Source organism: Achromobacter sp. HNDS-1 (assembly GCF_040084795.1).
Lineage (GTDB): Bacteria > Pseudomonadota > Gammaproteobacteria > Burkholderiales > Burkholderiaceae_B > Achromobacter > Achromobacter ruhlandii.
In genome coordinates this window covers 1137654-1163114 of sequence record NZ_CP157584.1, presented here as the reverse complement: position 1 = coordinate 1163114, position 25461 = coordinate 1137654, and the positions used below count along the sequence as shown (strand labels likewise).

The 25461-nt window shown below is 67.9% G+C and carries 21 protein-coding genes; 10 read left to right on the top strand and 11 right to left on the bottom strand.

All coding sequences use genetic code 11. The features are described 5' to 3' along the window. Nucleotides 1–7: 7 nt before the first annotated feature. Nucleotides 8–1210, bottom strand: coding sequence for a DUF2863 family protein (locus ABFG95_RS05065; RefSeq protein ID WP_059271832.1), 1203 nt, complete (start codon nucleotides 1208–1210; stop codon nucleotides 8–10). A gap of 248 nt (nucleotides 1211–1458) precedes the next feature. On the opposite strand from ABFG95_RS05065, the gene ABFG95_RS05060 reads away from it, so the two are divergent. Continuing rightward, the gene (locus ABFG95_RS05060) at nucleotides 1459–2232 is read left to right on the top strand and encodes a class III extradiol ring-cleavage dioxygenase (RefSeq protein WP_081330473.1); all 774 of its coding nucleotides are present in this window, start codon (nucleotides 1459–1461) and stop codon (nucleotides 2230–2232) included. Between the two features lie 119 nt (nucleotides 2233–2351). Further along, nucleotides 2352–3350: an OmpA family protein gene (locus tag ABFG95_RS05055; RefSeq protein ID WP_059271828.1), complete on the top strand. Its 999-nt coding sequence runs from the start codon at nucleotides 2352–2354 to the stop codon at nucleotides 3348–3350. A gap of 104 nt (nucleotides 3351–3454) precedes the next feature. On the opposite strand, the gene acnA is transcribed toward ABFG95_RS05055, so the two are convergent. Next, a complete protein-coding gene (gene acnA / locus ABFG95_RS05050) occupies nucleotides 3455–6160 on the bottom strand; it encodes an aconitate hydratase AcnA (protein WP_063582602.1) in 2706 nt (901 codons plus the stop codon). A gap of 393 nt (nucleotides 6161–6553) precedes the next feature. After that, nucleotides 6554–7462, bottom strand: coding sequence for a LysR substrate-binding domain-containing protein (locus ABFG95_RS05045; RefSeq protein ID WP_348995529.1), 909 nt, complete (start codon nucleotides 7460–7462; stop codon nucleotides 6554–6556). 118 nt (nucleotides 7463–7580) lie between these two features. Here ABFG95_RS05045 and ABFG95_RS05040 point away from each other — a divergent pair, with 118 nt between their 5' ends. Together ABFG95_RS05040 and ABFG95_RS05035 are read left to right on the top strand one after the other, a co-directional pair. Continuing rightward, on the top strand, nucleotides 7581–8552 hold the full coding sequence (locus ABFG95_RS05040) for a pirin family protein (RefSeq protein WP_175146577.1): 972 nt from the start codon (nucleotides 7581–7583) through the stop codon (nucleotides 8550–8552). A 290-nt stretch (nucleotides 8553–8842) separates the two neighbouring features. Continuing rightward, entirely contained in the window at nucleotides 8843–11044 is a 2202-nt protein-coding gene (locus tag ABFG95_RS05035) for a TonB-dependent receptor (RefSeq protein ID WP_278989811.1), read from the top strand. Between the two features lie 147 nt (nucleotides 11045–11191). Here ABFG95_RS05035 and ABFG95_RS05030 read toward each other — a convergent pair whose 3' ends face one another. From ABFG95_RS05030 to ABFG95_RS05005, 6 genes are all read right to left on the bottom strand, one after another. Then, nucleotides 11192–11959, bottom strand: a complete 768-nt coding sequence (locus ABFG95_RS05030; RefSeq protein ID WP_049073021.1) for an SDR family NAD(P)-dependent oxidoreductase — start codon at nucleotides 11957–11959, stop codon at nucleotides 11192–11194. Next, nucleotides 11956–12951: an NAD(P)H-quinone oxidoreductase gene (locus ABFG95_RS05025; RefSeq protein WP_278989813.1), complete on the bottom strand. Its 996-nt coding sequence runs from the start codon at nucleotides 12949–12951 to the stop codon at nucleotides 11956–11958. Before ABFG95_RS05025 ends, ABFG95_RS05030 begins: the two co-directional genes overlap by 4 nt. A 19-nt stretch (nucleotides 12952–12970) precedes the next feature. Next, nucleotides 12971–13675, bottom strand: coding sequence for an ABC transporter ATP-binding protein (locus ABFG95_RS05020; protein ID WP_049073023.1), 705 nt, complete (start codon nucleotides 13673–13675; stop codon nucleotides 12971–12973). After that, nucleotides 13668–15449, bottom strand: coding sequence for a branched-chain amino acid ABC transporter ATP-binding protein/permease (locus tag ABFG95_RS05015; RefSeq protein WP_175146574.1), 1782 nt, complete (start codon nucleotides 15447–15449; stop codon nucleotides 13668–13670). Before ABFG95_RS05015 ends, ABFG95_RS05020 begins: the two co-directional genes overlap by 8 nt. A 22-nt stretch (nucleotides 15450–15471) precedes the next feature. Beyond that, on the bottom strand, nucleotides 15472–16338 hold the full coding sequence (locus ABFG95_RS05010; protein ID WP_006387153.1) for a branched-chain amino acid ABC transporter permease: 867 nt from the start codon (nucleotides 16336–16338) through the stop codon (nucleotides 15472–15474). Nucleotides 16339–16487: 149 nt separating this feature from the next. Next, a complete protein-coding gene (locus tag ABFG95_RS05005; RefSeq protein WP_049073025.1) occupies nucleotides 16488–17687 on the bottom strand; it encodes an ABC transporter substrate-binding protein in 1200 nt (399 codons plus the stop codon). Nucleotides 17688–18019: 332 nt separating this feature from the next. On the opposite strand from ABFG95_RS05005, the gene ABFG95_RS05000 reads away from it, so the two are divergent. The 3 genes from ABFG95_RS05000 to ABFG95_RS04990 are packed head-to-tail and all read left to right on the top strand — an operon-like array spanning nucleotide 18020 to nucleotide 20692. Next, on the top strand, nucleotides 18020–18802 hold the full coding sequence (locus ABFG95_RS05000) for an SDR family oxidoreductase (protein ID WP_026383327.1): 783 nt from the start codon (nucleotides 18020–18022) through the stop codon (nucleotides 18800–18802). After that, complete coding sequence (locus tag ABFG95_RS04995; RefSeq protein WP_175146573.1) at nucleotides 18802–19764, top strand: 3-hydroxyacyl-CoA dehydrogenase; 963 nt, start codon at nucleotides 18802–18804, stop codon at nucleotides 19762–19764. Before ABFG95_RS05000 ends, ABFG95_RS04995 begins: the two co-directional genes overlap by 1 nt. Continuing rightward, a complete protein-coding gene (locus ABFG95_RS04990; protein WP_054417316.1) occupies nucleotides 19757–20692 on the top strand; it encodes a 3-keto-5-aminohexanoate cleavage protein in 936 nt (311 codons plus the stop codon). The genes ABFG95_RS04995 and ABFG95_RS04990 overlap by 8 nt, the downstream gene beginning before the upstream one ends. A gap of 138 nt (nucleotides 20693–20830) precedes the next feature. Here ABFG95_RS04990 and ABFG95_RS04985 read toward each other — a convergent pair whose 3' ends face one another. Together ABFG95_RS04985 and ABFG95_RS04980 are read right to left on the bottom strand one after the other, a co-directional pair. Beyond that, nucleotides 20831–21898 (bottom strand): glycerol dehydrogenase, encoded by a 1068-nt coding sequence (locus ABFG95_RS04985; RefSeq protein WP_054517095.1) that lies wholly within the window; start codon nucleotides 21896–21898, stop codon nucleotides 20831–20833. A gap of 9 nt (nucleotides 21899–21907) precedes the next feature. Then, complete coding sequence (locus tag ABFG95_RS04980; protein ID WP_006387160.1) at nucleotides 21908–22612, bottom strand: GntR family transcriptional regulator; 705 nt, start codon at nucleotides 22610–22612, stop codon at nucleotides 21908–21910. Between the two features lie 177 nt (nucleotides 22613–22789). On the opposite strand from ABFG95_RS04980, the gene ABFG95_RS04975 reads away from it, so the two are divergent. Genes ABFG95_RS04975 through ABFG95_RS04965 form a run of 3 tightly spaced genes read left to right on the top strand, consistent with a single transcriptional unit; the run spans nucleotide 22790 to nucleotide 25458 of the window. Continuing rightward, complete coding sequence (locus tag ABFG95_RS04975; protein ID WP_108913907.1) at nucleotides 22790–23605, top strand: transketolase; 816 nt, start codon at nucleotides 22790–22792, stop codon at nucleotides 23603–23605. After that, on the top strand, nucleotides 23606–24592 hold the full coding sequence (locus ABFG95_RS04970) for a transketolase C-terminal domain-containing protein (protein ID WP_238908494.1): 987 nt from the start codon (nucleotides 23606–23608) through the stop codon (nucleotides 24590–24592). Nucleotides 24593–24648: 56 nt separating this feature from the next. Then, a complete protein-coding gene (locus tag ABFG95_RS04965; protein ID WP_238908496.1) occupies nucleotides 24649–25458 on the top strand; it encodes a shikimate dehydrogenase in 810 nt (269 codons plus the stop codon). The last annotated feature ends 3 nt before the right edge of the window (nucleotides 25459–25461 follow it).

Genomic DNA, 25461 nt, shown 5'->3' with positions numbered 1-25461 from the left:
ACGCGGCTCAGTGGAACTTGGCGGGCGCGGCCTCGGCGTCCTCGGGCAGTTCGGCGTGCACCAGTTCGCCCAGCGGGTTGGGGAAGTAGGGCGCGCCGCAATCCTCGCAGTATTCCGGGGGCAGCACGCCGGGAATGCGGCGCACGTCGCTCACGCCGTATTCCTTGAGCAGCGCCGCGATCTCGTCGACCACGTCGGGCTGGCCCTCGTCGGCCGGCAGGTCTTCTTCACGGCCGTACAGCGGCCAGACGCAGCCGTAGTAGACGTCGTTGCTGTTGCGCGCGGTGAAGCTGACGCGGTATTCGTCGACGCGGCTTTCGCCGCAGCCGGCCACCACGGCGCGCAGTTGCGAGGCTTCCAGGCTGACCGCGCCTTCGAGCCAGCTGATGGCGGCGCGCAGCGACAGCGGCCGCACGCGGCGGTCGGCCTCGCGGTTGCTGACGTAGTAGGCGTCGGGCAGCAGGGCTTCGAAGCCGCAGCCCGGCAGCAGGCCGGCCAGCGTCGGCTGGGCCTGCGCGGCCCATTGCGCCAGGCAGGCGTCGCGGCTGGCCTCGGCTTCGCCGATCTGCTCCTGCCAGCGGAACACGGGCGCGAACTCGGGCACCGCCACGGCCGCCACGATATAGCGCGTGTCGGCCAGCATGTTGGCGGTTTCGGCCTCGGTGTTCAGCGCCGGCTTGGTGGTCTCGGCGCCCAGCGCCTGCGTGCCCAGCCGTTGCAGCCATTGCCAGGTTTCCGAGAACGTGCGCGGCATCTGGTCGACGCTGACCAGGTAGGGCATCAGCGCGCTGCGGGCCTGGCTCGACAGCACATGGCCATGCAGCTGCGCCAGCAGCGCCTGCTGGGCGGCGGCCGGGACCGGGCCGGTGGGAATCGCGTAGCGGGTCCAGGCGACCACGGGCGCGACGATCAGCAGGACGTCGTGGCGCACGCCGTTCTTGTCGATCTTCATCGACTCGGACAGCGTCTCGGCCTGTTCGATCAGGATTTCGTAGGCGCCCACGTCGCCCTGGGCGAGATGGTCCAGCGCGGCTTCCAGCGGGGCATCCTGGCCTGCCTTGAGCAGTTTCGGAATCGCTTCGCCAAGCTGATTCTCCCAGTACACGTCTTCGACGCGGCTGCCCGAGCGGTTGAGCGATTGGGCAAGCGTGATGAGGCGGGTGGCGTCGCGGGTCAAGCGGGGAGCGGATTGGCTGCGGGTTCGGGCCATGACTTCGGAGGGCGTCCAGTAAGTGTGTAACGACGTAGTTTAACGCCCGCCACGGCGCTGGTCGCCGTGGCGCTCTGGCGCCCGCGAATCGAGCGGGACAAGGGCGTGCAGGGCGGCCAGGCGGAGCCCCCGCCTTGGCCGGGGATTGGTGCCGTTCTGGCAACAGATCGTGCCTGTTTAGGGGATTTATTGCTGATTGGATTCGACCGACAATGGACCCATCATCAAGCTTTCCTGGAGTCATCGCCATGCGCTGGCCTACGCTTTTCGTTTCCCACGGTTCCCCCATGCTGGCCGTCGAACCCGGTTCCACCGGCCCCGCGCTGGCCGCCTGGAGCCAGTCCCTGGGCCGCAAACCGCGCGCCATTTTGGTGGTGTCGCCGCACTGGATGGGCCACGGCCTGGCCCTGTCCACCCGCGACCAGCAGGTGGCCTGGCACGACTTCGGCGGCTTCCCGCCCGAGCTCTACACGCTGCAATACGCCGCGCCCGGCTCGCCCGAGCTGGCCGCGCGCACGCAGGCCCTGCTGGCCGAGGCCGGCATTGCCGCCGACCGCGATCCGCGCCGCCCGCTGGACCACGGCGCCTGGGTGCCGCTGCGCTACCTCTATCCCGAGGTCGACGTGCCGGTGGTGCAACTGTCGCTGGACATGGGCCGCGACGCCGCCGGCCAGCTGGAACTAGGCCGCGCCCTGGCGCCGCTGCGCGACGAGGACGTGCTGATCATCGGCTCGGGGTCGCTGACGCACAACCTGCGCGACGTGCGCATGCCGCAGGACGCGCCGCCGGCGCCTTACGTGCCGGCGTTCCAGGCGTGGTATGCCGAACACCTGGCCGCCAACGACGTGCCGGCGCTGCTCGATTGGCAGGCGCGCGCGCCGGGCGCGGCGCAGGCCCATCCGCACGACGACCACCTGATGCCGCTCTACGTGGCGCTGGGCGCGGGCGGCGGCCAGGCCACCCGCCTGACGGACGAGATCTCGTACGGCGCGCTGGCGATGGACGCCTATGCGTTCAACTGAGGCCTGTTGACGCCGCTTACCGCCGTCAACGTTTGGTTACCCCATGCGGTTCCAACCACCGCTGCGTCTATGCATAATGGCTGCCGCCCGCATCGCGGGCGTTTCCTTGTTCTGGACGCATGCCGGCGCCGCCGGTCGGGAGTGTAGAGATCGTGAATGCGCATATCGTGAAATCCGCGAGTCTGGCCATCGTCGCCGCCACGCTGGCGGCGGCTTCGTCCGCCTGGGCCGAAGACGTCAAGGGTTCCCGCGACCATCCCGCCCTGACGCGTTTCGAGGGCGCCGAGATCCGTGCCTACGAATTCAAGGACTACGACGAAGCCGTGATGCCCAACCAGCCCATCACCCGCGAAAGCGAGGCCAAGGGCATGACGCTGGAAGGCAAGCTGACGCGCATCGCCTATCGCATCGATGGCAAGAAGTCGGCGCTGGAGGTCTATCGCAACTACCAGGGCGCGCTGCAGGCCGGCGGCTTCAAGACCCTGTTCGAATGCAAGGGCGACGAGCAGTGCGGCGGCGACTTCCAGTCGTTCGTCCTGAACAGCGGCAAGGTCAGCCAGCCGGGGCAGGGCGACGCGGCGTTCGGCGGCAAGTACTACGCGGTGCTGGCCAAGAAAGAGGCGCCCACCGGCGACATCTACGTGTTCCTGGACGTGATGGACGACACCTCCAACAACATCACGCCGGTGTTCCAGCAGGTGATCGAGACCAAGCCCATGCAGACCGGGCAGGTCAAGGTGCTGGACATGGCCGCCATGCAGAAATCGCTGGCCGAATCCGGTCGGGTCGCGGTCTACGGCGTCTACTTCGATACCGACAAGGCCGAGGTCAAGCCCGAGTCCAAGGCCGCGCTCGACGAGATGGGCAAGCTGCTCAACGCCAACCCGAAGCTGAAGGTCTACGTGGTCGGCCACACCGACAACCAGGGCACGCTGGCCGGCAACCTGGACCTGTCGCAAAAGCGCGCCGACGCCGTGGTCAAGGCGCTGGAGTCGGGCTACAAGATTCCGGCCGCGCGCCTGTCGGCGCGGGGCGTGGCGTCGCTGGCGCCGGTGGCCGCCAACGACGCCGAGGCCGGCCGCGCCAAGAACCGCCGGGTCGAACTGGTCGCGCAATGATGCGGTGAGCCTGCCACGCGCCGCGATGGCAGGCGGCGCGCGGCCCTGAAAAAAAGCCCCTGGAACCTCGCGGTTCCAGGGGCTTTGCCTTTGCGGCCCGCGCGTTACGCGGCCAGCAGCTGGCGCAGCACGAAGGGCAGGATGCCGCCGTGCTGGTAGTAGTCGACCTCGATCGGGGTGTCGATGCGCAGCAGCAGCGTCACGTCCTGCTTCGAACCATCCTTGCGGGTGATCGTCAGCGTCACGTCCTGCATCGGCTTGATGCCGTTTTCCAGGCCCGAGATGTCGTAGGTTTCCTCGCCGGTGATGCCCAGCGACTGCACGCTGTCGTTGCCCTTGAACTGCAGCGGCAGCACGCCCATGCCCACCAGGTTGCTGCGGTGGATGCGCTCGAAGCTGCGCGTGATGACGGCCTTGACGCCCAGCAGCTGGGTGCCCTTGGCGGCCCAGTCGCGCGACGAGCCGGTGCCGTACTCTTCGCCGCCGAACACCACGGTGGGCGTGCCGGCCGCCACGTACTTCATGGCCGCGTCGTAGATCGACATCTGTTCGCCGGTGGGCTGGAACAGGGTTTCGCCGCCTTCGAAGCGGCTGCCGTCCGGGCGCGCCGGGATCATCAGGTTCTTGATGCGCACGTTGGCGAAGGTGCCGCGCATCATGATTTCATGGTTGCCGCGGCGCGAGCCGTAGCTGTTGAAATCGGCCTTCATCACGCCGTGTTCCTTGAGCCACTTGCCCGCGGGCGAGGTTTCTTTGATGGAGCCGGCCGGCGAGATGTGGTCGGTGGTGACCGAGTCGCCGAACACGCCCAGCGCGCGGGCGTTCTTGACGGTCGGCATCGCGCCCGGCGTCATGCCGAAGCCTTCGAAGAACGGCGGCTCGGCGATGTAGGTGGAATCGGGCCAGTTGTAGGTCTCGCCCGTGACGCCCTTGATGTTCTCCCACAGCTTGCCGGGGTTGCTCTTGACCTGGCCATAGTTGGCCTCGAAGGCCTTCGGGTCCAGCGCGTACTTGAGCAGCGCCTCGACTTCCTCGGTGGTCGGCCAGATGTCGCCCAGCCAGATGTCGCCGTTCTTGCCGCGGCCGACCGGTTCGGTCATCAGGTCGCGCGTCACGGTGCCGGCCAGCGCGTAGGCCACCACCAGCGGCGGCGAGGCCAGGAAGTTGGCCTTGATGTTCGGGTGGATGCGCGCCTCGAAGTTGCGGTTGCCGGACAGCACCGCCGAGCACACCAGGTCATTGCTGGTGATGACCTCGTTCAGGTCGGGCGTCAGGTCGCCGGCGTTGCCGATGCAGGTGGTGCAGCCGTAGGCGGCCACGTCGAAGCCCAGCTTCTCCAGATAGGGCAGCAGGCCAGTCTTGGTCAGGTATTCGGTGACCACGCGCGATCCAGGGGCCAGCGAGGTCTTGATGTGCTTGGGCACCTTCAGGCCGGCTTCCACGGCCTTCTTGGCCAGCAGGCCCGCCGCCAGCAGCACGCTGGGGTTGGAGGTGTTGGTGCAGGAGGTGATGGCGGCGATCAGGATGTCGCCGTTCTTGACCTTGGTGCCGGTGCTGGTGGTGAAGGTCTGCTGCAGCTTTTCGGCCGGCTGGTTGAAGCCGTTCTCGGCGACCGGCTTGGAGAACAGGTCGATGAAGGTGCTCTTGACGTTGCCGATCTCGATGCGGTCCTGGGGGCGCTTGGGGCCGGCCAGCGACGGCGCGACGGTGGACAGGTCCAGCGTCAGCAGCTTGGTGTAGTTGATGTCCTGGGCGGCGGGCACGCCGAACATGTCCTGGGCCTTGAAGTAGGCCTCGAACGCGGCGATTTCGTCTTCGGTGCGGCCGGTGCCGCGGAAGTAGTCGATGGTGCGGCCGTCGACCGGGAAGAAGCCCATGGTGGCGCCATACTCGGGCGCCATGTTGCCGATGGTGGCGCGTTCGGCCACGGACAGGCTGGCCGTGCCCTCGCCACAGAACTCGACGAACTTGCCGACCACTTTTTCACGGCGCAGCATTTCGGTGATGGTCAGCACCAGGTCGGTGGCGGTGACGCCGCCGCGCAGCTTGCCCTTGAGTTCCACGCCCACCACGTCGGGGGTCAGGAAGTACACCGGCTGGCCCAGCATGCCGGCCTCGGCCTCGATGCCGCCCACGCCCCAGCCGACCACGCCGATGCCGTTGATCATGGTGGTGTGGCTGTCGGTGCCCACCAGCGAATCGGGGTAGTAGATATTGTTCTTCTTGTCCTGGTGCACGCCGCGCGCCAGGTATTCCAGGTTCACCTGGTGGACGATGCCGAAGCCCGGGGGCACCACGCCGAAGGTGTCAAAGGCCTGCATGCCCCACTTCATGAACTGGTAGCGCTCCTGGTTGCGCTTGAATTCCAGCTTCATGTTCAGGTCCAGCGCATTCTTGGTGCCGAAGTAGTCGATCATGACCGAGTGGTCCACCACCAGGTCCACCGGCACCAGCGGCTCGATGCTCTTGGGGCTCTTGCCCATCTTGTCGGCCACCGAGCGCATGGCGGCGATGTCCGCCAGCAACGGCACGCCGGTGAAGTCCTGCAGCACCACGCGCGCCACCACGAACGGGATTTCATCCTCGCGCTTGGCGTTGGCCTGCCAGTTGGCGAGCTGGCGCACGTGTTCCTCGGTCACCTTCTTGCCATCGCAATTGCGCAGCACGGATTCCAGCACGATGCGGATGGAGACCGGCAGCCGCTGCACATCCACGCCCAGCGCCTTGCCCAGCGCCGGCAGCGAATAGTACTGACAGGACTTGTTGCCGATCTTGAAATTCTTGAGTGTGTCGAGGGTGTTGTGCGGCATGATGGACTCCGTGGTTTTGCCCGCGTAAAGCCGGCATTTTCAGGCGTTTCGGCGCGTTTGTCATTCCGGGCGACAGCGGCGCGGGTTCGGTCTGTGTCTTGTATCTTATATAAGACTTGAGGGGCGCGTCAAAGTTCCCGCCCGCGCCGGCCTGCGGGTTGCGCGCCGGTCGCGCAAACCCCTACTGTGCGGCAGCCGCGTCGTCCCTGCAAGTCCCCCGTTTTTTAACAAAGAAGTCCTACAAGCGCATGGCGGCGGGAGGCTGGGCCGTGCCGCGCGACACGCCCGGGGCCGAGGCGGACAGGCTGCGCGAGGCCGTGGCCGCGGTGATGCGCCAGGCGGATTTCCGCGACCGCTTCCAGGCGCAGGGCCTGGTGACCCAGGCGCCACGCGTCAGGCCAGCAAGGCCGGCATTTCCGCCGCCGCGAAATCCAGGAAACGGCGCAGGGCCAGCGGCGCGCCGCGCCGGGCGGGCATGACCGCGTAGATGCGCGCCGGGGCGGCGCGCCAGGCGGGCAGCAGCTGCGCCAGGTGGCCCCTGGCCAGGGAACCGGCGCACAGATAGTGGGGCAGCAGCGCCACGCCCAGGCCGGCGCGCGCCATCTCGCGCAGCGCCGCCAGGTTGGTGCTGAGGCAGCGGGGGCGGAATTCGATCGACTCGGCTTCACCCGCGGGGCCGGTGAAATGCCAGCTTTGCGGGCTGTCCTGGGTGGCATGGGCCAGCAGCGGCAGCGCGCTCAGTTCGCGCGGATGGCGCGGCGCGGCGCGGGCCATCTCCGGGGCCGCCACCAGGATCAGCGGCACCGGCGCGAGCTCGCGCGCCACCAGCCTCGAATCGGTGAGCGAGGCGCCCTGGGCGCGGAAGGCCAGGTCGTAGCCTTCGCCCACCAGGTCGATGATCTGGTCGCGGGTGTCCAGCAATACCCGCACGCCCGGGTGCTTCAGGCAGAAGCGCGACACCAATTCGCCAAGCAGGGTCACGGCCAGGGCGGAGGGCGCCGTCATGCGCAGCAGGCCGCTGGGCGTGTCGCCCATCGCCGCCGCCAGGTCGAAAGCGCTGCGGGCCTCGCGCGCCATCGCCAGCGCATGCACGTAGATCTGCTCGCCCATGGGCGTGAGCGAGACGCGGCGGGTGTTGCGTTGCAGCAACCGCAGGCCCAGCCGCGTCTCCAGTTCGGCCACGCGCCGGCTGAGTTTGGAGCGTTGCATATTGAGCACGCGGGCGGCGGCGGAGAAACCACCTTTTTCCACCACTTCGGTGAAAAGCAGCAGGTCGTCGAGATGATGGATATAGGAGTGCATGGGCCAGGTTGGGGAATTGTCCTGTGCGGCAGGACAATTATTCCTGAAATTGGCATCTACTGTGTCGGACGCGGAACCCATAAGCTCTGCGCCACCCAAAAATCCAGGCAGCAGCTCCTTGACCATCCGCCTCAGTCCGCCCGTGGCCAAACCGTTCGAGCCCGCGGGCGACGCCTGTTCGTTCCGGCAATTCCGCCAACCCGATTTTCCGCGCGGCATGTCGCCGCTGGTGCTGGCGGAGCATTTCGTTATGACCGGCCCTAGCTTCGCGCCGCACCCTCACGCCGGCATGTCGGCCGTGACGCTATTGCTGGAAGACAGCCACGGCGCCCTGCGCAGCCGCGACAGCCTGGACAACGACCATGAGATCCGGGCCGGCGACCTGCATTGGACCGTGGCCGGACACGGCGTGATTCACGACCAGCAGCCCGTGGGAGAGTCGCGCCTGAACGGGGTGCGGTTGTACGTCAACCTGCCGCAGCGGCTCAAGTCGCTGCCGCCCGAGGCCTCGCTGCTGCGCGCCTGGGAGATGCCGGTCCTGCAGGGTGACGCCGGCCGCGTGCGGGTGGTGTCGGGCCGCTACGATGGCTGGGAGGCGCCGCTGGCCACCCCCGAGCCGTTGTTGATCCTGGATGGCTGGCTGCGCCCGGGGGCGTCGCGGCTGGTGATGCTGCCGGCCGGCTGGAACGCCTGGCTATACGCGGTCCACGGCGAACTGGGGGTGCGGGCCCGCCACCAGATCACGGCGCCGGCGCGCCCGCCGGCGGATCTCGGGACGCGCCCGATGGCGCCGTTCCGGCCGCGCGGCCGGGGGGCGGTGGCGGACAGGCGCCCCGCCGATCCCGACTTTGCCATCCTGCCGCCGGGGGCGGCGCTGACGGCCACGGCGGATCGCGATGGGCTGCTGCAATTGCTGGCCGCCGGAGCGCCGGGCCACTTCCTGCTGGTGGCGGGGCGGGCCATCGACGAGCCCGTGATCCAGCGCGGGCCGTTGGTCATGGCGGACGCGCGGGCCCTCGGACAGACCATGGCGGCCTACGAAGCCGGGGAATTCGGCCGACTGCGCGACGCGGCGGACCTGCCGGGTTGACGAGACCCCGCGGGCCGGGCGCAAGCGGGCGTCGCGGACGGTTATCGGAAACCAATCGTTGTAAACGGGCAACAAAGCTGTCATCTATATTAAGGGACGCAATGAGAATGATTTCGTTTTATATAGAATCAACCCCGCACGATCTCAATCTCCCTTTGTGAACGGACTCCACAAGACCGGCATGGCTGGCGCTGCGGCCGTTCGAGTGGCAAGCCGTTATCCCGCGTGACCCCCATCGGGATTGTTGCGATCCCCGCTTCCCGCGAAGCGCCCGCCTACCGATTCCCGATATGAAAATACGAACTCTTGCATGCGTGGTTGCGGCCCTGCCGTACACCGCGCTGGTCCACGCCCAATCCGCCGCGCCCGCCGCCGACGGCTCCGTCGTTTCGATGGAAGCGATCAAGGTCGAGGCCAGCGCCGACGCGTCGGCCGGCGGCCTGGCCCAGCCCTACGCGGGCGGCCAGGTGGCCCGCGGCGGCCGCGTCGGCGTGCTGGGCACGCAGGACATCATGAGCACGCCGTTCAGCATCACCAGCTATACCAACGAGCTGATCCAGGACAAGCAGGCGCGCAGCGTCGGCGACGTGCTGCAGAACGATCCGGGCGTGCGCGTGGCGCGCGGCTTCGGCAATTTCCAGGAGTCGTACTTCATCCGCGGCTTCATCCTCAGTTCGGATGATGTGGCCTACAACGGCCTGTACAGCCTGCTGCCGCGCCAGTACATCGCCACGGAACTGTTCGAGCGCGTCGAAGTGCTGCGCGGCGCGTCGACCTTCCTGACGGGCGCCTCGCCCGGCGGCGACGGCATTGGCGGCACGGTCAACCTGGTGCCCAAGCGCGCCCCGAACGATCCGCTCACGCGTTTCACCACCGGCATCTCCAGCGGCGGCCAGTTCTCGGTCTCCACCGACATCGCGCGCCGCTTCGGCCCTGGCGACAGCACCGGCATCCGCCTGAACGTGGCCAACCGCAGCGGCGACACCGCCATCGACGACGAGCACTCGCGCACCAGCCTGGTGTCGCTGGGCCTGGACTGGCGTTCGGCCGACACGCGGTTGTCGGCGGATATCGGCTGGCAGGAGAACAAGCTCAAGCGCGCGCGTCCGAACGTGACGCTGCGCGGCGTGACCAGCGTGCCGGACGCGCCGGACGCCAGCTCCAACTATGCCCAGCCCTGGTCATACTCGAACGAGCGCGACGTGTTCGGCACCGTGCGCGCCGAGCATGACTTCAGCGACAAGCTGACCGGCTGGGCCGCCTTCGGCATGCGCCGCAGCGACGAAGCCAACTCGCTCGCCAACGTCACCGTCACCAACGGCAGCACCGGCGATGGCAACTTCTACCGCTTCGACAATACCCGCAAGGACAGTGTCAACACCGGCGAACTGGGCCTGCGCGCCAAGGTGCGCACCGGTCCGGTCGGCCACGAGTTCGTCGCGTCCGCGTCCTTCTTCGATCTCAAGAAGAAGAACGCGTATGTCATGGACTACCTGAACACGTTCTCCACGAATATCTACGATCCGGTCAGCTACGACCGCCCGGCCTACAGTTCCAAGGCGCTGTTCGGCAACGACCTGGACGATCCGGCGTTGCAGGGGCGCACCCGCATGAGCAGCTATGCGCTGGGCGACACGATGTCGTTCCTGGACGACAAGGTGCTGCTGACGCTGGGCATCCGCCACCAGCGCCTGTCCTCGCGCAGCTACGCCTACAACACCGGCACGGAAAACGGCGCCTATGACGCCAGCCGCAATTCGCCCGCCGCCGGCATCGTCTTCAAGGTGACGCCGAGCGTGTCGCTGTACGCCAACTACATCGAAGCCCTGGTGGCTGGCGATACGGCGCCGCAGACGGCCAACGGCAAGCCCGTGCCCAACGGCGGCGAGAGCCTGCAGCCTTACGTTTCCAAGCAAAAGGAAATCGGCGTCAAGTACGACGGCGGCGGCCTGGGCGCGGGCCTGGCGCTGTTCTCCACCGACAAGCCGCGCGCGGCCTACGACGCGTCCAATCGGTTCACCGCCTCCGGCAAGGACCGCCACCAGGGCATCGAGCTGACCGTGTTCGGCGAGCCGATCGACCGCGTGCGCGTGCTGGGCGGCCTGACCTTCCTGGACGCCAAGCAGCGTTCCACCGGCAATAGCGCCATCGACGGCAACCGCGTCATCGGCGTGCCGCGCTTCCAGGCCAACCTGGGCGCGGAATGGGACATCCCCGGCGTGCAGGGCCTGGCCGTGGACGGCCGCGTGGTCTACACCGGCGCCTCCTACGCGGATGACGCCAACACCCTCAAGGTGCCCGGCTGGACCCGCTTCGATGCCGGCCTGCGCTACATGATGGACGTGGACGGCCACGTGGTGACGCTGCGCGCCCGCGTCGAGAACATCGCCAACCGCAACTACTGGGCCTCGGTGGGCGGCTACCCGGGCAACGGTTACCTGGTGCTGGGCGGCCCGCGCACCTTCTCGCTGAGCGCCAGCATGGACTTCTGATCGCCATCCCGCCCGCTGCCGGGCGGGCATCGTGATCGGGTATGTGATGCGCGCCTGTCCGCCTACCCGCACGGCGTTCGCGCGGGTTCGCACGAAGTCCGCCGCGCCGCGGCTCGCCCGCCAGGACGCGGGCTGGCCGTGCCGCGGTCAGGTCATCAACCAGCCGCCCGCCACGTCCAGCACCTGCCCGGTCACGAACCGCGCCTGGTCCGAGGCGAAGAACAGGCAGGCGTCGGCCACTTCCTCGGGCGTGCCGAGCCGGCGCAGCGCGGTAACCTCGGCCACGGCGTCGTTGATCTCCTTGGGCACGCTCTTCAACAACGGCGTGCTGATGCGCCCCGGCGCCAGGCCGTTGACGGTGACGTCGTGCTCGCCCAGTTCCGCGGCCCAGTGGCGCGTCAGCCCCAGCAGCGCCGCCTTGGTGGCGGCGTAGTGCGCGGCGACGATGTCGCAATAAGCCTTGCCCGCCACCGACGACATGTTGATCACGCGCCCCTGGCGCTGGCGCACCATGTGCGGCGTGGCCAGGTGGGTCATGTAGAACACGCTGTTCAGGTTGACCGCCACCACCTTGTCCCATTCACCCGGCGTCATTTCCCACACCTTCAGCGCGCGGCCGTCGGTCTTGGGCGAGATGCCGACGTTGTTGACCAGGATGGTGGCCGGGCCGAGGTCGCGGGTGATGCGGTCATACGCAGCCTGGCACTGGTCGAAGTGCGAGACGTCGGCGTGCACGAAGGTCACGGCATGGCCGCGCTTTTTCAGTTCCTTCTCGTAGGCCTGGCCGCCCTGCGAATTGAAGTCGATCAGCCCGACCTTGCCGCCTTCGGCCAGGAAGCCCTCGACGATGGCCGAACCGATGCCGCCGACCGCGCCGGTGACGATGATGACCTGATCCTGGAAGCGCGCGCTCATGCCCGCACCTTCAACATGATCTTGCCGATGTGCCGGCTGCTTTCCATCAGCGCGTGGGCCTGGGCCGCTTCTTCCAGCGGGAACACCTGGTGGATCAGCGGCAGGCAGCGCCCCTGTTCCATCAGCGGCAGCACCTTGTCGGCCAACGCCTGGGCGATGGCGCCTTTGTCTTCGTCGGAACGCGGACGCAGGGTGGAGCCGGTGAACGACAGTCGCTTGGTCATGATGGGCAGGGCGTCGATTTCGGCCTTGCTGCCTTCCAGGAAGGCGATCTGCACCAGCCGGCCATTCACCGCCAGCAGGCGGAGGTTCTTGTTGATATAGGCGCCGCCGACCATGTCCAGGATCACGTCCACGCCCTGGCCGCCGGTGGCCTCGCGGATGTCGGCCTCGAAGTCGGTGTCGCGGTAGATCAGCGCGTGCTGCGCGCCGGCCTTCAGGCAGGCCTCGGCCTTTTCCTGGTTGCCCACCGTGGTCCAGACCTCGGCGCCGAAGGCGCGCGCCAGCTGGATCGCGGTCAGGCCGATGCCGCTGGAGCCGCCGTGCACCAGGAACTTCTCGCCGGCCGCGAGGCGGGCGCGTTCGAACACGTTGGTCCAGACGGTGAAGTAGTTCTCCGGGATGGCGGCGGCGGACAGCAGGTCCAGGCCGCGCGGCACCGGCAGGCAGTGACGCTCGTCGGCCAGGCAGTACTGCGCGTAGCCGCCGCCGGGCGTCAGCGCGCAGACCTGGTCGCCGACCTGCCAGCGCGTGGCGTCGGGACCGACGGCGACGATGGTGCCGGCGACCTCCAGTCCCAGGTAGGGCGAGGCGCCGGGCGGCGGCGGATACGAGCCCGAGCGTTGCAGCACGTCGGGGCGGTTGACGCCGGCGTAGGCCACCTCGATCAGCACCTGGCGGCCGGCGGGCGCGGCCATCTCGCGTTCGGCCAGGCGCAGGCAATCGGGCGCGCCGCCGGTGCCGTGGTCGATGAATGTGCAGCGTAGAGACATGAATGCGGTCCTTCGGATTTCAGTGGCCCAGATAGGCCTTCTTGACATGGGGATCGGCCAGCAGCTCGGCGCCGGTGCCGGTGCGCACGATGGCGCCGTTCTCCAGCACGTAGCCGCGGTCGGCCAGGCGCAGGGTGCGGAACACGTTCTGCTCCACCAGCAGCACCGTGACGCCGTGGGACGTGACGTCGCGGATGATGTCGAACATCTGCTGCACCAGCAGCGGCGACAGGCCCAGCGAGGGCTCGTCGAACACCAGCAGCTTGGGGTCGGCCATCATGCCGCGCGCGATCGCCACCATCTGCTGCTCGCCGCCGGACAGCGAGCCGGCATACTGCCCCAGGCGCTCGCGCACCCGCGGGAAGATCCGCAGCACTTCCTCCAGCTTGCGCTGCACGATGGGGCGGGCGGCGCGCTTGTACGAGCCCATCAGCAGGTTGTCGCGCACCGTGAAGTGCGGGAACAGCTGGCGGCCTTCGGGAATCATGGTGATCCCGGCGTCGACGATGTCGTAGGGCGTGCGGTTGGTCAGGTCGCGGCCCTCGAACTCGACCCGGCCGGCGGTGGCGGGAACCACGCCGCACAGCGTCTTCAGGGTGGTGGTCTTGCCGGCGCCGTTGGCGCCGATCAGCGTCACGATCTCGCCGGCATTGACCTCGAAGTTCAGGCCGTTGAGCACCTGGCTCTTGCCGTAGCCCGACGACAGATCCGAAACCTTAAGCATCCTGGTACTCCTTGCCCAAATAGGCCTCGATGACGGCGGGGTTCTCGACCACGTCCTTGGGGGCGCCGCTCACCAGCACCGCGCCTTCGTTCAGCACGATGATGCGGTCAGACAGTGCCATGGTGGCCTGCATCATGTGCTCGATCAGCAGCACCGACACGCCCGAATCGCGGATGCGGCGGATCATCTTGATCGACTTCTCGATGTCGGTGGGGTTCAGCCCCGCCATCACCTCGTCCAGCAGCAGGATGCGCGGCCGGATCGCCAGCGCGCGGGCGATCTCCAGCCGCTTCATGCCGCCCACCGTCAGGCTGCGGGCCTCGGTGTTCAGGTACTTGAGCAGGTCGGTTTCCTCGGCCACCTTGAGCGCGATCTGCTCGGCCTCCTCGCGGTCGGCGGTGCGGATGAAGGCGCCCAGCATGATGTTCTCCAATACCGTCAGGCCGGTGAACGGCTTGGCGATCTGGAAGGTGCGGCCCAGGCCCTGGTGCGCGAACTCGTCCGGCGTGCTGCACGAGACCCAGTTGCCCTTGGCGTCGATCATCGACACCGCGCCCTTGTCGGGCGACAGGAAGCCGGACAGCAGGTTGAACACCGTGGTCTTGCCGGCACCGTTGGGGCCGATCATGCCCAGGATCTCGTACTGGTTCAGCGTCAGCGACACGTCGTTGGTGGCGCGCAGGCCGCCGAAGCTCTTGAACAGGTTCTCGGCCTTGAGCACCGGCTGCTCGCGCCGCGCCGCGTCGGTCGGACGGGCCGGTTCGACCAGTTGGCGCCGGGCGCGCGGCGTGCCCAGGTAGGGCAGCCGCGCCAGGGCGCGCTCGATGGCCGGACCGAAAGCGCCGGCCAGGCCGCGCGGGATGGTCAGCACCACCGCCACCAGGATCAGGCCGTAGATCAGCCCGTGCATGCCGTTGCCCACGCTGGACAGCCAGCCGCGCGCCAGCTCGGCGATCGGCAGCACCAGGAAAGTGCCGGCGATGGGGCCGGCCACCGTGCCCAGGCCGCCGATCAGCGCGAACATCGCCACCTGGATCGACAGTTCCAGCGAGAATGCCGAACTGGGATCGACGAAGGTCAGGTAGGTGATGTGGAAGGTGCCGATCACGCTGGTCAGCATGGCCGACACCACCGCGGCGATGATCTTGACGCGCACCGTGTGGATGCCCACCGCCAGCGCCGCGTCCTCGCGCTCGCGGATGGCGATCAGGTAATGGCCGATGCGCGACTTGCGGATGTACCAGGACACCCAGGTCACCAGCAGGAACAGGCCGAAGGCGATGATCACGTAGTTGATCTTCTCGCGGAACACGATCCAGGCCCAGCCGATGTTCAGCGGCAGGCTGATGCCGCTGGAGCCGCCGGTCCAGCTTTCCTCGTGGATCACCAGCAGCCGCACCACTTCCAGGATGGCGATGGTGGCCAGCGCGAAGAACGGCCCGCGCAGCCGCAGCGTGGGATAGCTGATGATGATGGCCACGGCCGCCGAGATGGCCGCGCCCGCCAGCATGCCGAACCACGGCGAGATGCCGAAGTTCTGCGTCAGCAGGGTGGCGGTGTAGCCGCCGATGCCGTAGAACACCGCGTGGCCCAGCGACAACTGGCCGGCGTAGCCGCCGACGATGTTCCAGGCCACCGACAGCGCGGAAAAGACGAACAGCAGGACGAACAGGTTGGTCCAGAACGGCGTGCCCGTGACGACGGGCACGATGAACATGACGATCAGCAGAATCAGGCTGACGTAGGCTTTGGGGCTTCGAAAGTCGGGAAACACGTCTCGCTCCTTGTGGCTCTGATCACTCTGTGCCGACGCCGAACAGGCCGGTCGGACGCAGGACAAGGATCAAGAGGAAGATCCCGAAATAGACGACCTCTTTGAGGTCGGGGGCGATGTAATAGCCGGCCAGCGTATCGACGATGCCGATGATCATGGACCCGGCCACCGCGCCGTACAGGCTGCCCAGGCCGCCCAGCACCACGATCACGAAGGCGGTCAGCACGAAGTACGTGCCCACCGTCGGGAACACCGGATACTGCGGCGCCAGGAGGCCCGCGGCGATGCCGACGAAGGCGGTGCCCAGGCCGAAGGCGATGGCGTAGACGTTGTTGACGTTCACCCCCATCAGCGTGGCGGCGTAGCGGTGCTGCGCCACCGCCCGCAGCGCGCGGCCCAGGTAGGTGCGGTGCATGAACAGGTGCAACAGCACGGCCAGGCTCAGGCCGACCACGAAGGTCACCAGCTGGCCGGTGACCATGGAGTAGTTGCCGACGTCCAGGGTGCTGGTGCCCAGCTGCACCGGGGCGCGGAACACGTTGGCGCCGAAGATCACCAGCGCCAGGTTCAGCAGGATGGTGGACACGCCCACCGTGGCGAAGATCTGGATGTGCTGGTCGGCGTTGAGCAGCGGCTGGATGATGCCCTTCTGCGTCAGCGCGCCCAGCGCGAACAGGATGACCGCCACCGGCACCAGGCCGATGTACGGGTGCACGCCGAACTGCGCCGCGATCAGGTAGACCGCGTACATGCCGATCATCAGGAATTCGCCATGCGCGAAGTTGACGACGCGGACCACGCCGAAGATCAGCGTCAGCCCCAGGCTGATGATGGTATAGGCGCCGCCCAGCAACAGGCCGTTGATGACCAGTTGAATGAAGATATCCATGGTGCAACCTCTTGGAACGGGGCGCGTCCCGGCCGCGCGCCGTCGCCGGCGGGGCCGGGGCCGCGGGCCCCAGTGAAACGCCGGACGCCCCCGAGCGTCCGGTTTGCTGGCTTGCCGTGCCGGGCCTGCCCGATGGCGGCCCCGGCGTTCTATTTCTTGAAGACGGGCTTGCCCAGCGCGAGGTTGTCAGGCGCGATGGTGACCAGCTTGCCATCCTGCCACTGCATCACGTAGAAGGTCGAGGCGTTGTTCTGGCCGTCCTCGCCGAAGTCGAAGGCCCAGCCGTTGGCGGTCTGGCCGGCCGGCTTCTTGTACGCCAGCACGGCCGCGCGAATCTTGTCCTTGTCGGTCGACTTGGCGTTGGCGATGGCTTCGAAGAAGGCCTTGGCGCCGACATAGTTGGTCAGGCTGTGGCCGGACTGCGGGTCGCTCTTGTAGGTGGTCTTGTAGGCTTCCAGGAACTTGTCCAGGCCGGGCGCGCCGGCCGGATTGATGGACGCCTGCGGGAAGTCCAGGTCGAACACGCCGTTCATGTCGGCGCCCACGGCCTTGGCGGTGTCGGCCAGCGAATAGCCGCCACCGGCGCCGATCACCACCTTGGGCTTGAAGCCGGCGGCGCGCGCCTGGCTGAAGTACAGGATGGCGTCGTTCTGGTAGGCGGTCTGCAGCACCACGTCGACCTTGGCGCCCTTCAGGCGCAGGATCAGCGAGGACAGGTCGACCGTCTTGGCCGAGTACGGCAGCACCTCGGCCACGGTGTAGCCCAGTTCCTGGGCGCGCTTTTTCTCGGTGGCGGCCACGTCGGTGCCGTAGGGGCCGTCCTCGTGGATGATGCCGATGCGCACTTCCTTCGGGTTCAGGCCCATGCCCGGCCCGATGATGTCGTGCAGCGCGTTGACCACCGACACGCCGTACAGCGCGGTGTTGGGGTTGCTGCGGAACAGGTACTTGTAGCCGCGCGTGGTGATCTTGTGGGCGGTGGCGCCCAGCTCGAAGTAGGGCACGCCGGCCAGCTCGGTCACGGGCGAGGCCGCGTACGAGATGCCCGAGGCGTAGCTGCCGAACACGCCGACCACGTTCGATGAGATCAATCGCTTGGTCTCGGACACCGCCTGGGTCGGATCGACCGCGTCGGCCTTGATGATCTGGATCTTCTCGCCGTTGATCCCGCCGGCGGCATTGATTTCGTTGACGGCCAGTTCCAGGCCGCGATAGCTCTCCTGCCCCAGCAACGCCAGCGCGCCGCTGAACGGGAAGAGGGCGCCCACCTTGATGTCGGCCGCCGCGGTGCCGCTGGCCATGACGCCGCACAGGCCCAGCGCGATGGCGAATTGTTTGATCTTGAACACTGTCTACGCTCCTTTGTGGGTTTGGATGCGGACTGTTGTCTGAGTCGTCCGTCTGTTTTTGAATATATGATATATGCGCCGGCGGGGTGTGAGAACCTCGTCCTGGATTCTAGTGCCGGACTTGGCCGGCTGAATCGGGGATTTCCCTCAAGCCGCATGAATAAAGCGTTTGCGGGCGGTTTTCGCCTGCGTGGCAGGTCAAATTCCGCTGTCCGGGCGCTGTTTCTCGGACCTTTTCATGGCTGCTCTGATGGCAAGAAAATTCCCCTTTAAATCATATATCCTATATGATCAAAAGGCGTTCGAGCATAAGAATCCAGGAGACAAAGAGCATGTTCGAGGAAGTGGATTTCGCCGGAAAAAAAGTACTCATCACCGCCGGCGCCGATGGGCTGGGTCTGGAAATGGCCCAGGTGTTCCACCGGGCCGGGGCGTCGGTGCTGGTGTGCGATGTCAACCGCGAGCGGCTGGCCGCGCTGCCGGCCGAATTGCCCGGCGTGCGCGCGGTGCATGCCGACGTGTCGGATGAAGACAGCGTGGCCGCCCTGTTCGACGCCGTGCGCCAGCAGTTGGGCGGCCTGGACATCCTGGTCAACAACGCCGGCGTGGCCGGCCCCACCGGTTTCGTCGAGACCTTGTCCAAGGCCGACTGGGACCGCACCCTGGCGGTCAACATCACCGGCCAGTTCCTGTGCGCGCGCCAGGCCATCCCGCTGCTCAAGCAGTCGCGCGCCGGCGTCATGATCAACCTGTCTTCGGCCGCGGGCCACCTGGGCTTTGCCGGGCGCTCGGTCTATTCCGCGTCCAAGTGGGCGGTGATCGGCTTCACCAAGTCGCTGGCGATCGAGCTGGGCGGCCACGGCATCCGCGTCAACGCCATCCTTCCGGGCGCGGTCGAAGGGCCGCGCATCCGCGCCGTGATCGAGGCCAAGGCCAGGACCCTGGACAAGCCGGTCGAGGAAATCGCCGCGCTCTACGAGAACCAGGCGGCGCTGGGCCGCATGGTCACCGCGCGCGACATCGCCAACATGGTGCTGTTCAACGCCAGCGAGGCCGCCCGCAGCGTCACGGGGCAGGCCATCGTGGTGGACGGCTTCACGCAGAAGCTCTACTGATGGCGGCCGATCCGCGGCGGCGCCATGCCGCCATCATCGGCACCGGCCTGATCGGCCAGGCCTGGGCCATCGTGTTCGCGCGCCAGGGCTGGCAGGTGCGGCTGTACGACGTCGACGCCGCCATGCTGGCCGAGGCCGGCGCGCTGATCCGGCGCCAGCTCGATGCATTGCAGGCGCACGGCCTGCTGCGCGACGCGGCGGCGGCCGCCGCCCGCATCGAAGTGGCCGCCAGCCTGCCCGAGGCGCTGGCCGGCGCCCGCTACATCCAGGAGAACTCGCCCGAGCGGCGGGATCTGAAGCGCGAGCTGTTCGCGCGACTGGACGCGGCGGCCGATCCCGACGCCATCATCGGCAGTTCCACGTCCAGCATTCCCGCCAGCGAATTCACCGAAGACCTGCCCGGCCGGGCGCGCTGCCTGGTGGCGCATCCGGTCAATCCGCCGTACCTGATCCCGGTGGTGGAGCTGTGCCCGGCGCCCTGGACCAGCGAGGCCGCCATGCAGGCGGCGCGCGACATCATGCTGGATATCGGCCAGAAGCCGGTGACGATGCGGCGCGAGATCGAGGGCTTCATCCTCAACCGCCTGCAGGGCGCGCTGCTGCACGAGGCCTTCCGCCTGGCCGCCGCCGGCATCGCCAGCGCCGAGGACATCGACACCACGGTCAAGGACGGCCTGGGCCTGCGCTGGTCGTTCATGGGGCCGTTCGAGACCATCGACCTGAACGCGCCCGGCGGCCTTGCCGACTACTGCGCGCGCTACGGCGGGCTGTACCAATCCATCGGCGCCAGCCAGCGCGAACCCGTGCCCTGGGACGGCGCGCTGGTCGAGGCCCTGGCGGCCGAGCGGCGCGGCCTGCTGCCCGCCGAAGACCTGACGACGCGCCGCTACTGGCGCGACGAACAACTGATGCGCCTGATGCGCCACAAGCAACAGCAAGACAACGGAGACGAAAATGGCTAAGCCGAAACAGAAGGTCGTGATCACCTGCGCCGTGACGGGCGCCATCCATACCCCCAGCATGTCGCCGCACCTGCCGGTGACGGCCGACGAGATCGCCGAGGCCGCCATCGGCGCGGCCCGCGCCGGCGCCGCCGTGCTGCACCTGCACGCGCGCGACCCGGAAACCGGCAAGCCGTCGCAGGACCCGGCGCTGTTCGAGCCGTTCCTCAAGCGCATCAAGGCCGAGACCGACGCCATCATCAACATCACCACCGGCGGCAGTCCGCACATGACGGTGCAGGAACGCATGCGGCCGGCCACCACCTTCAAGCCGGAGCTGGCGTCGCTGAACATGGGCTCGATGAACTTCGGCCTGTTCCCGATGCTGGGCCGCTTCCAGGACTTCAAGCATGAGTGGGAGCGCGAGCACCTGGAGAACAGCCGTTCGCTGATCTTCCGCAACACCTACCAGGACATCGAGTCGATCCTGGAGCTGGGCAACGCCAACGGCACCCGCTTCGAGTTCGAGTGCTACGACATCAGCCACCTGTACAACCTGGCGCATTTCGTCGACCGCGGCCTGGTGAAGTCGCCGCCGTTCATCCAGTCGGTGTTCGGCATCCTGGGCGGCATCGGCCCGCACCCCGAAGACCTGATGCACATGAAGCGCACCGCCGACCGCCTGTTCGGCAACGAATACGAATGGTCGATCCTGGGCGCCGGCCGCAACCAGATGCCGCTGGCCACCATCGGCGCGGCCATGGGCTCGAACGTGCGGGTGGGACTGGAGGATTCGCTGTGGATCGGGCCGGGCCAACTGGCCGAGTCGAACCGGTCGCAGGTCGAGCGCATCCGCACCATCCTGGAGGCGCTCAACCTGGAAGTGGCCACGCCCGCCGATACGCGCGCCAAGCTGGGCCTGAAGGGCGGCGACAACGTGGCGTTCTGACGCCAGGCCGGGCAAGGGCGTGCGCGCCGCCGCCGGATTGATGCCCCCGCCGATGGGGCGGCGCGCGGCCCGCCGGATGCGGGTCGCGGCGCTCGCGGGCGCCGCCCGCGGGACGCCGCCAGCGCGAGCGGCGGGGCATCAGGCGTGGCGGCGCAAGGCGGCGACGAGGGTCTTGATGTCCAGCGGACGATCGAAATTGGCGGCATGGCGCGCGGCCAGCGTCAGCTCGGCCGCGCGCGCCAGTTCGGCGTCGGACGGCGCGGCCGCGCCCAGCGCCGCCAGCGTGGTGGGCAGTCCCACCTGTTCGTACCACTGTGTCAGCGTGGCCAGCATGCCGTCCTGGCGCGCCTCCAGGTCGAGCTGCACCAGCAGGCCGACGGCCACCTGCAGGCCGTGCGGCGCGCTGGCCAGGCCGGCGATCTTCGGCAGGCCGCGCGTCAGGGCGTGGGCGATCGACAGGCCGCCGCTCTCGAAGCCCAGGCCGCTCATCAGGATCATCGCTTCCACCACCCGCTCGAAGGCGGGCGTGGGCTGGCCGCTGCCGGCCACGGCCAGCGCGTCGGCGCCGTCGGCCAGCAGCGTGCGCAGGCAACCGTCGGCGATCAGCTGGGCGGTCAGCGGCGGGACGCCGTCGTACATGTTGCGTCCGCCGTTGCGGGCGCATTGTTCGGCTTCGAATTTCTTGGAGATGGCGTCACCCAGGCCGGCGCGGAAGAACGCCGCGGGCGCGGTGGCGATGACGGCGGTGTCGACCAGCACGATGGTGGGGTTGAACAGCATGTGCTCGACCGCCAGGAGGTTGTGATGGGCGTCGTACAGCACGTAGTTCTTGCTGGTGGGGGCGTCGTTGGAGGCCACCGTCGGCACCGTGACCAGGTGGCAGTGCTCGGCCTTGGCCACCGCCTTGCCGGCGTCCAGCGCCTTGCCGCCGCCCACCGCGATCACCATGTCGACGCCGGCGGCCGCGGCCTGCGCGCGCAGCGCCGCGATCGATTCGGGCGTGATGTCGCCCTCGACCGGCAGGGCCGTCAGCGCCACGCCGTGGGCGCCGCACAATGCCTCGATTCTCGGGCCCAGCACGCCCTGCACGTAGCGGTCGATGACCAGGGCGGCGCGGCGGCCGAACAGGGCGGCGTATCCGCCCAGCGCGTCGAGCGCGCCGGCTCCCTGGATGTAGCGGCCGGGAGCGCCGAAAATCTTCAGCATCGAGTCTTCCTATTTGCGAGGCCCGGGCGGGCGGTAGTCGAGTTCTTTTTCGCGTTCGACCAGCCAGTCGATCATGATCTTGCCGCCCCACACCAGGTCGGCCTGGATCGCCTTGGTGGCGGCTTCGGGGTCGCGCGCCTCCAGCGCGGCCAGCACGGCCTCGTGGCGGTGTTCATCCTGGGAGTAGTCCAGCCCCGCCGTCTTGATGTGGAACACCTTGAGGATCGGGCCGGTGATGACCCAGAACGATTCCACGGTGTTGCGCAGGATGGGCTTGTTACTGGCTTCCAGGATGCCGAAGTGGAACTTGCGGTTCAGGTAGCTGGCGCGCTTGGGGTCGGTCGAGGTGCAGGAGATGAAGTCCTTCTGCAGCGCGATCAGGTTGTCCAACTGCTTGCGCGTGATGTTCCTGGCGGCCTCGGCCGCGCCCATGCCTTCCAGGTGGAAGCGGATCTGTTGGATCTCGCGCAGCTTTTCCGAGTTGACATAGGGCACGTAGACCGCGGTGGCGGCCTGCATTTCCAGGCCCTGCTCGCTGATGAGGCGGAAGATGGCCTCGCGCACGGGCGTGATCGAGACGCCCATTTCCTGGGCCAGCTCGCCAATGATGAGGCGCTCTCCGGGTTCGTACTGCCCGTTGATCAGGGCGTTACGGATCTCGTTGTAGACCTTGACGGAGAGGTTCTCTTTTTTTACCGGTTTAAGGCTGGGCATGACGGTCGAGGCTTGGGTTCGATGGAATGGCGGAGGCCGTGAAACGGCGCCCGGCTGAATTCTATCCCGCCCTGGCCAATTCAAGCGCGATGGGTATATTATATATCATATATTCTGATAAGCGAAGGAGACGCCATGCGCCAGGACCGGGGAGACCCAAGCGAAGACGAGGTCCGGATGCTGCGGGAAAAGGCCCGCCACATCCGGTTGGAGACCATCCGGCTGATCGAGATCGCCAAGGTCGGGCACTACAGCTCGGTCTTTTCGTGCGCCGAGATCTTTGCCGCCCTGTATTACGACGTGATGCGGCTGCGGCCGGGCGAGCCGGCCTGGCCCGATCGCGACCGCTTCCTGATGGGCAAGGGCCATGCGGCCGTGGGCCTGTTCCCGGTGCTGGCCGACCACGGCTTCATTCCGCATGAACTGCTGGACGGCTACACCCGCCTGGGCAGCCCGCTGGGCGACCACCCCGACATGACCAAGGTGCCGGGCGTCGATTTCAGTTCCGGCTCCATCGGCCATGCGCTCTCGAACGGCGCCGGCATGGCGCTGGGCGGCCGCATGAGCCAGCGCGATTTCAACGTGTTCGTGATGCTGGGCGATGGCGAGATGCAGGAAGGGCAGGTGTGGGAGGCCGCGTTGTTCGCCGCGCACCATAAGCTGTCGCGCCTGGTGGCCATCATCGACCGCAATGGCTACCAGCTCGACGGCAAGGTCGACGACGTGATCGGCGTGGAATCGCTGCGCGACAAGTGGCAGGCCTTTGGCTGGGAGGTGCACGAGGTCGACGGCCATGACCTGGTGGCGCTGACCGCGCTGCTGCGGCGGTTGCGCGCGGACGAGGCGCGCGCGCGGCCGGCCTGCGTCATCGCCAAAACCATCAAGGGCAAGGGCGTTTCCTATATGGAAACCGAACCCGGCTGGCATCTGGGCTACCTGGCGCCGCAGGACGCGCAGGCCGCCATCGACGAAATCATGACCCGCGAGATCTGAATGGCACAGGCACAGACGCTTTCCCCCGATTCCTGGCAGTACCGCGCGCTGAACGCGGTGAACCCCGGGCTGTCGTATCTTTCCGACGCGCTGATCGACCTGGCGCGGGCCGGGCATCCGGTGGTGGCCGGCTCGGCCGACCTGCAGTATTCCAACGGCCTGAACCGCTTCGCCTCGGCCTATCCCGAGCGCTACGTGCAGTTCGGCATTTCCGAGCAGAACATGGTGTCGGCGGCGGCCGGGTTGGCCACCACCGGCGCGATGCCGTTCGTGGCGACCTTTGCCTCGTTCCTGGGCCTGCTGTGTTGCGAACAGATCCGCATGGACGTGGCCTACACCAAATTGCCGGTGCGGCTGATCGGCCATCACACCGGCATCAGCCTGGGTTTCTATGGCACCTCGCACCACGCCACCGAGGACATTTCCACCATGCGCGCCATCGCCGGCCTGACCGTGGTGTCGCCGGCCGACGGGCCGCAGCTGGCCGCCGCCATCAAGGCCTCGGTGGACTGGCCCGAGCCAATCTACTTCCGCATCGGCCGTGGCCGCGACCCGCAGGTGTACGAGGACGGCGCGCCGTTCGCGTTCGGCCGCGCCATCGTCCATTCGGCCGGCAGCGACCTGAACATCATCGCCTGCGGCATCACGCTGCACGCGGCGCTGGAAGCGGCCGCCCGCATGCGCGAGGACGGCCTGTCGGTGGGGGTGATCGACATGCCCACCATCAAGCCGCTGGACCGCGAGGCGGTGCTGGCGGCGGCCGGCCAGGCGCGCGCGCTGCTGACGGTGGAGGAACACAATGTGATGGGCGGCCTGGGCTCGGCGGTGGCCGAGGTGCTGGCCGATGCCGGCAGCGGCACGCGGCTGCGGCGCCATGGCATCTACGACGAGTACAGCCTGATCGCGCCGCCCACCACGCTGTACGCGCACTACCAGCTCGACGGCGCCGGCATCGAGGCGGTGGCGCGCGAACTCATCGCGCGATAGGGCGTGCCAGCATTCACGGGCGCCGGCCACCGGCGCCCCGACAAGGAGACAGAGCAATGAAGGAAATCAGCGGCAACACCCGCCTGTTCGGCATCCTGGCCGACCCGATCTACCACGTCAAAACCCCGCAGCGCCTGAACGAGCATTTCGCCCGCATCGGCTTTGACGGCGTCTGCGTGCCGTTCCATGCGCGGCCCGACAACCTGGCCGAGGTGGTGGCCGGACTGCGCCGGCTGGAGAACCTGGGCGGGCTGATCGTCACCATGCCGCACAAGGCGGCGATCCTGGCCCTGGCCGACGAGGCCACGCCGGTGGCGCGCAAGATCGGCGCGGCCAACGTGGTGCGGCGCGAGGCCGACGGCCGCCTGGTGGCGCACATGCTGGACGGCGAGGGCTTCGTGCGCGGCCTGCGCACGCACGGCGTGGCGCCCGAGGGCAAGCGCGCCTATCTGGCCGGCGCTGGCGGCGCGGCCAACGCCATCGGCTTCGCGCTGGTGCAGGCGGGCGTGTCGCGGCTGACGATTGCCAACCGCACGCCGGCCAAGGCCGAGGACCTGAAGGCGCGCATCCTGTCGCTGCATCCCGGGGCCGACATCACGGTCGGCACGGCCGATCCGTCCGGCCATGACCTGGTGGTCAACGGCACCTCGCTCGGCATGAAGCCGGACGACGCGCTGCCGCTGGACGCGGCGCGGCTGACGCCGGACCAGCTGGTGTGCGAGGTCATCATGCAGCCGGCCGACACGCCGCTGCTGGTGGCGGCGCGGGCGCGCGGCTGCAAGGTGCATTACGGCGCGCCGATGCTGGCCGGGCAGATCGAGCTGATGGCGGAAATGATGGGCGTGGCGCCGGCCGCGCAACGCTGAGGC

Excerpts from the sequence above, each read along its gene's own strand:
- ABFG95_RS05065 (WP_059271832.1), bottom strand. The coding sequence starts at position 1,210 with ATGGCCCGAACCCGCAGCCAATCCGCTCCCCGCTTGACCCGCGACGCC.
- ABFG95_RS05060 (WP_081330473.1), top strand. The coding sequence starts at position 1,459 with ATGCGCTGGCCTACGCTTTTCGTTTCCCACGGTTCCCCCATGCTGGCC.
- ABFG95_RS05055 (WP_059271828.1), top strand. The coding sequence starts at position 2,352 with ATGCCGGCGCCGCCGGTCGGGAGTGTAGAGATCGTGAATGCGCATATC.
- acnA (WP_063582602.1), bottom strand. The coding sequence starts at position 6,160 with ATGCCGCACAACACCCTCGACACACTCAAGAATTTCAAGATCGGCAAC.
- ABFG95_RS05045 (WP_348995529.1), bottom strand. The coding sequence starts at position 7,462 with ATGCACTCCTATATCCATCATCTCGACGACCTGCTGCTTTTCACCGAA.
- ABFG95_RS05035 (WP_278989811.1), top strand. The coding sequence starts at position 8,843 with ATGAAAATACGAACTCTTGCATGCGTGGTTGCGGCCCTGCCGTACACC.
- ABFG95_RS05030 (WP_049073021.1), bottom strand. The coding sequence starts at position 11,959 with ATGAGCGCGCGCTTCCAGGATCAGGTCATCATCGTCACCGGCGCGGTC.
- ABFG95_RS05025 (WP_278989813.1), bottom strand. The coding sequence starts at position 12,951 with ATGTCTCTACGCTGCACATTCATCGACCACGGCACCGGCGGCGCGCCC.
- ABFG95_RS05020 (WP_049073023.1), bottom strand. The coding sequence starts at position 13,675 with ATGCTTAAGGTTTCGGATCTGTCGTCGGGCTACGGCAAGAGCCAGGTG.
- ABFG95_RS05010 (WP_006387153.1), bottom strand. The coding sequence starts at position 16,338 with ATGGATATCTTCATTCAACTGGTCATCAACGGCCTGTTGCTGGGCGGC.
- ABFG95_RS05000 (WP_026383327.1), top strand. The coding sequence starts at position 18,020 with ATGTTCGAGGAAGTGGATTTCGCCGGAAAAAAAGTACTCATCACCGCC.
- ABFG95_RS04995 (WP_175146573.1), top strand. The coding sequence starts at position 18,802 with ATGGCGGCCGATCCGCGGCGGCGCCATGCCGCCATCATCGGCACCGGC.
- ABFG95_RS04990 (WP_054417316.1), top strand. The coding sequence starts at position 19,757 with ATGGCTAAGCCGAAACAGAAGGTCGTGATCACCTGCGCCGTGACGGGC.
- ABFG95_RS04985 (WP_054517095.1), bottom strand. The coding sequence starts at position 21,898 with ATGCTGAAGATTTTCGGCGCTCCCGGCCGCTACATCCAGGGAGCCGGC.
- ABFG95_RS04980 (WP_006387160.1), bottom strand. The coding sequence starts at position 22,612 with ATGCCCAGCCTTAAACCGGTAAAAAAAGAGAACCTCTCCGTCAAGGTC.
- ABFG95_RS04975 (WP_108913907.1), top strand. The coding sequence starts at position 22,790 with ATGCTGCGGGAAAAGGCCCGCCACATCCGGTTGGAGACCATCCGGCTG.
- ABFG95_RS04970 (WP_238908494.1), top strand. The coding sequence starts at position 23,606 with ATGGCACAGGCACAGACGCTTTCCCCCGATTCCTGGCAGTACCGCGCG.
- ABFG95_RS04965 (WP_238908496.1), top strand. The coding sequence starts at position 24,649 with ATGAAGGAAATCAGCGGCAACACCCGCCTGTTCGGCATCCTGGCCGAC.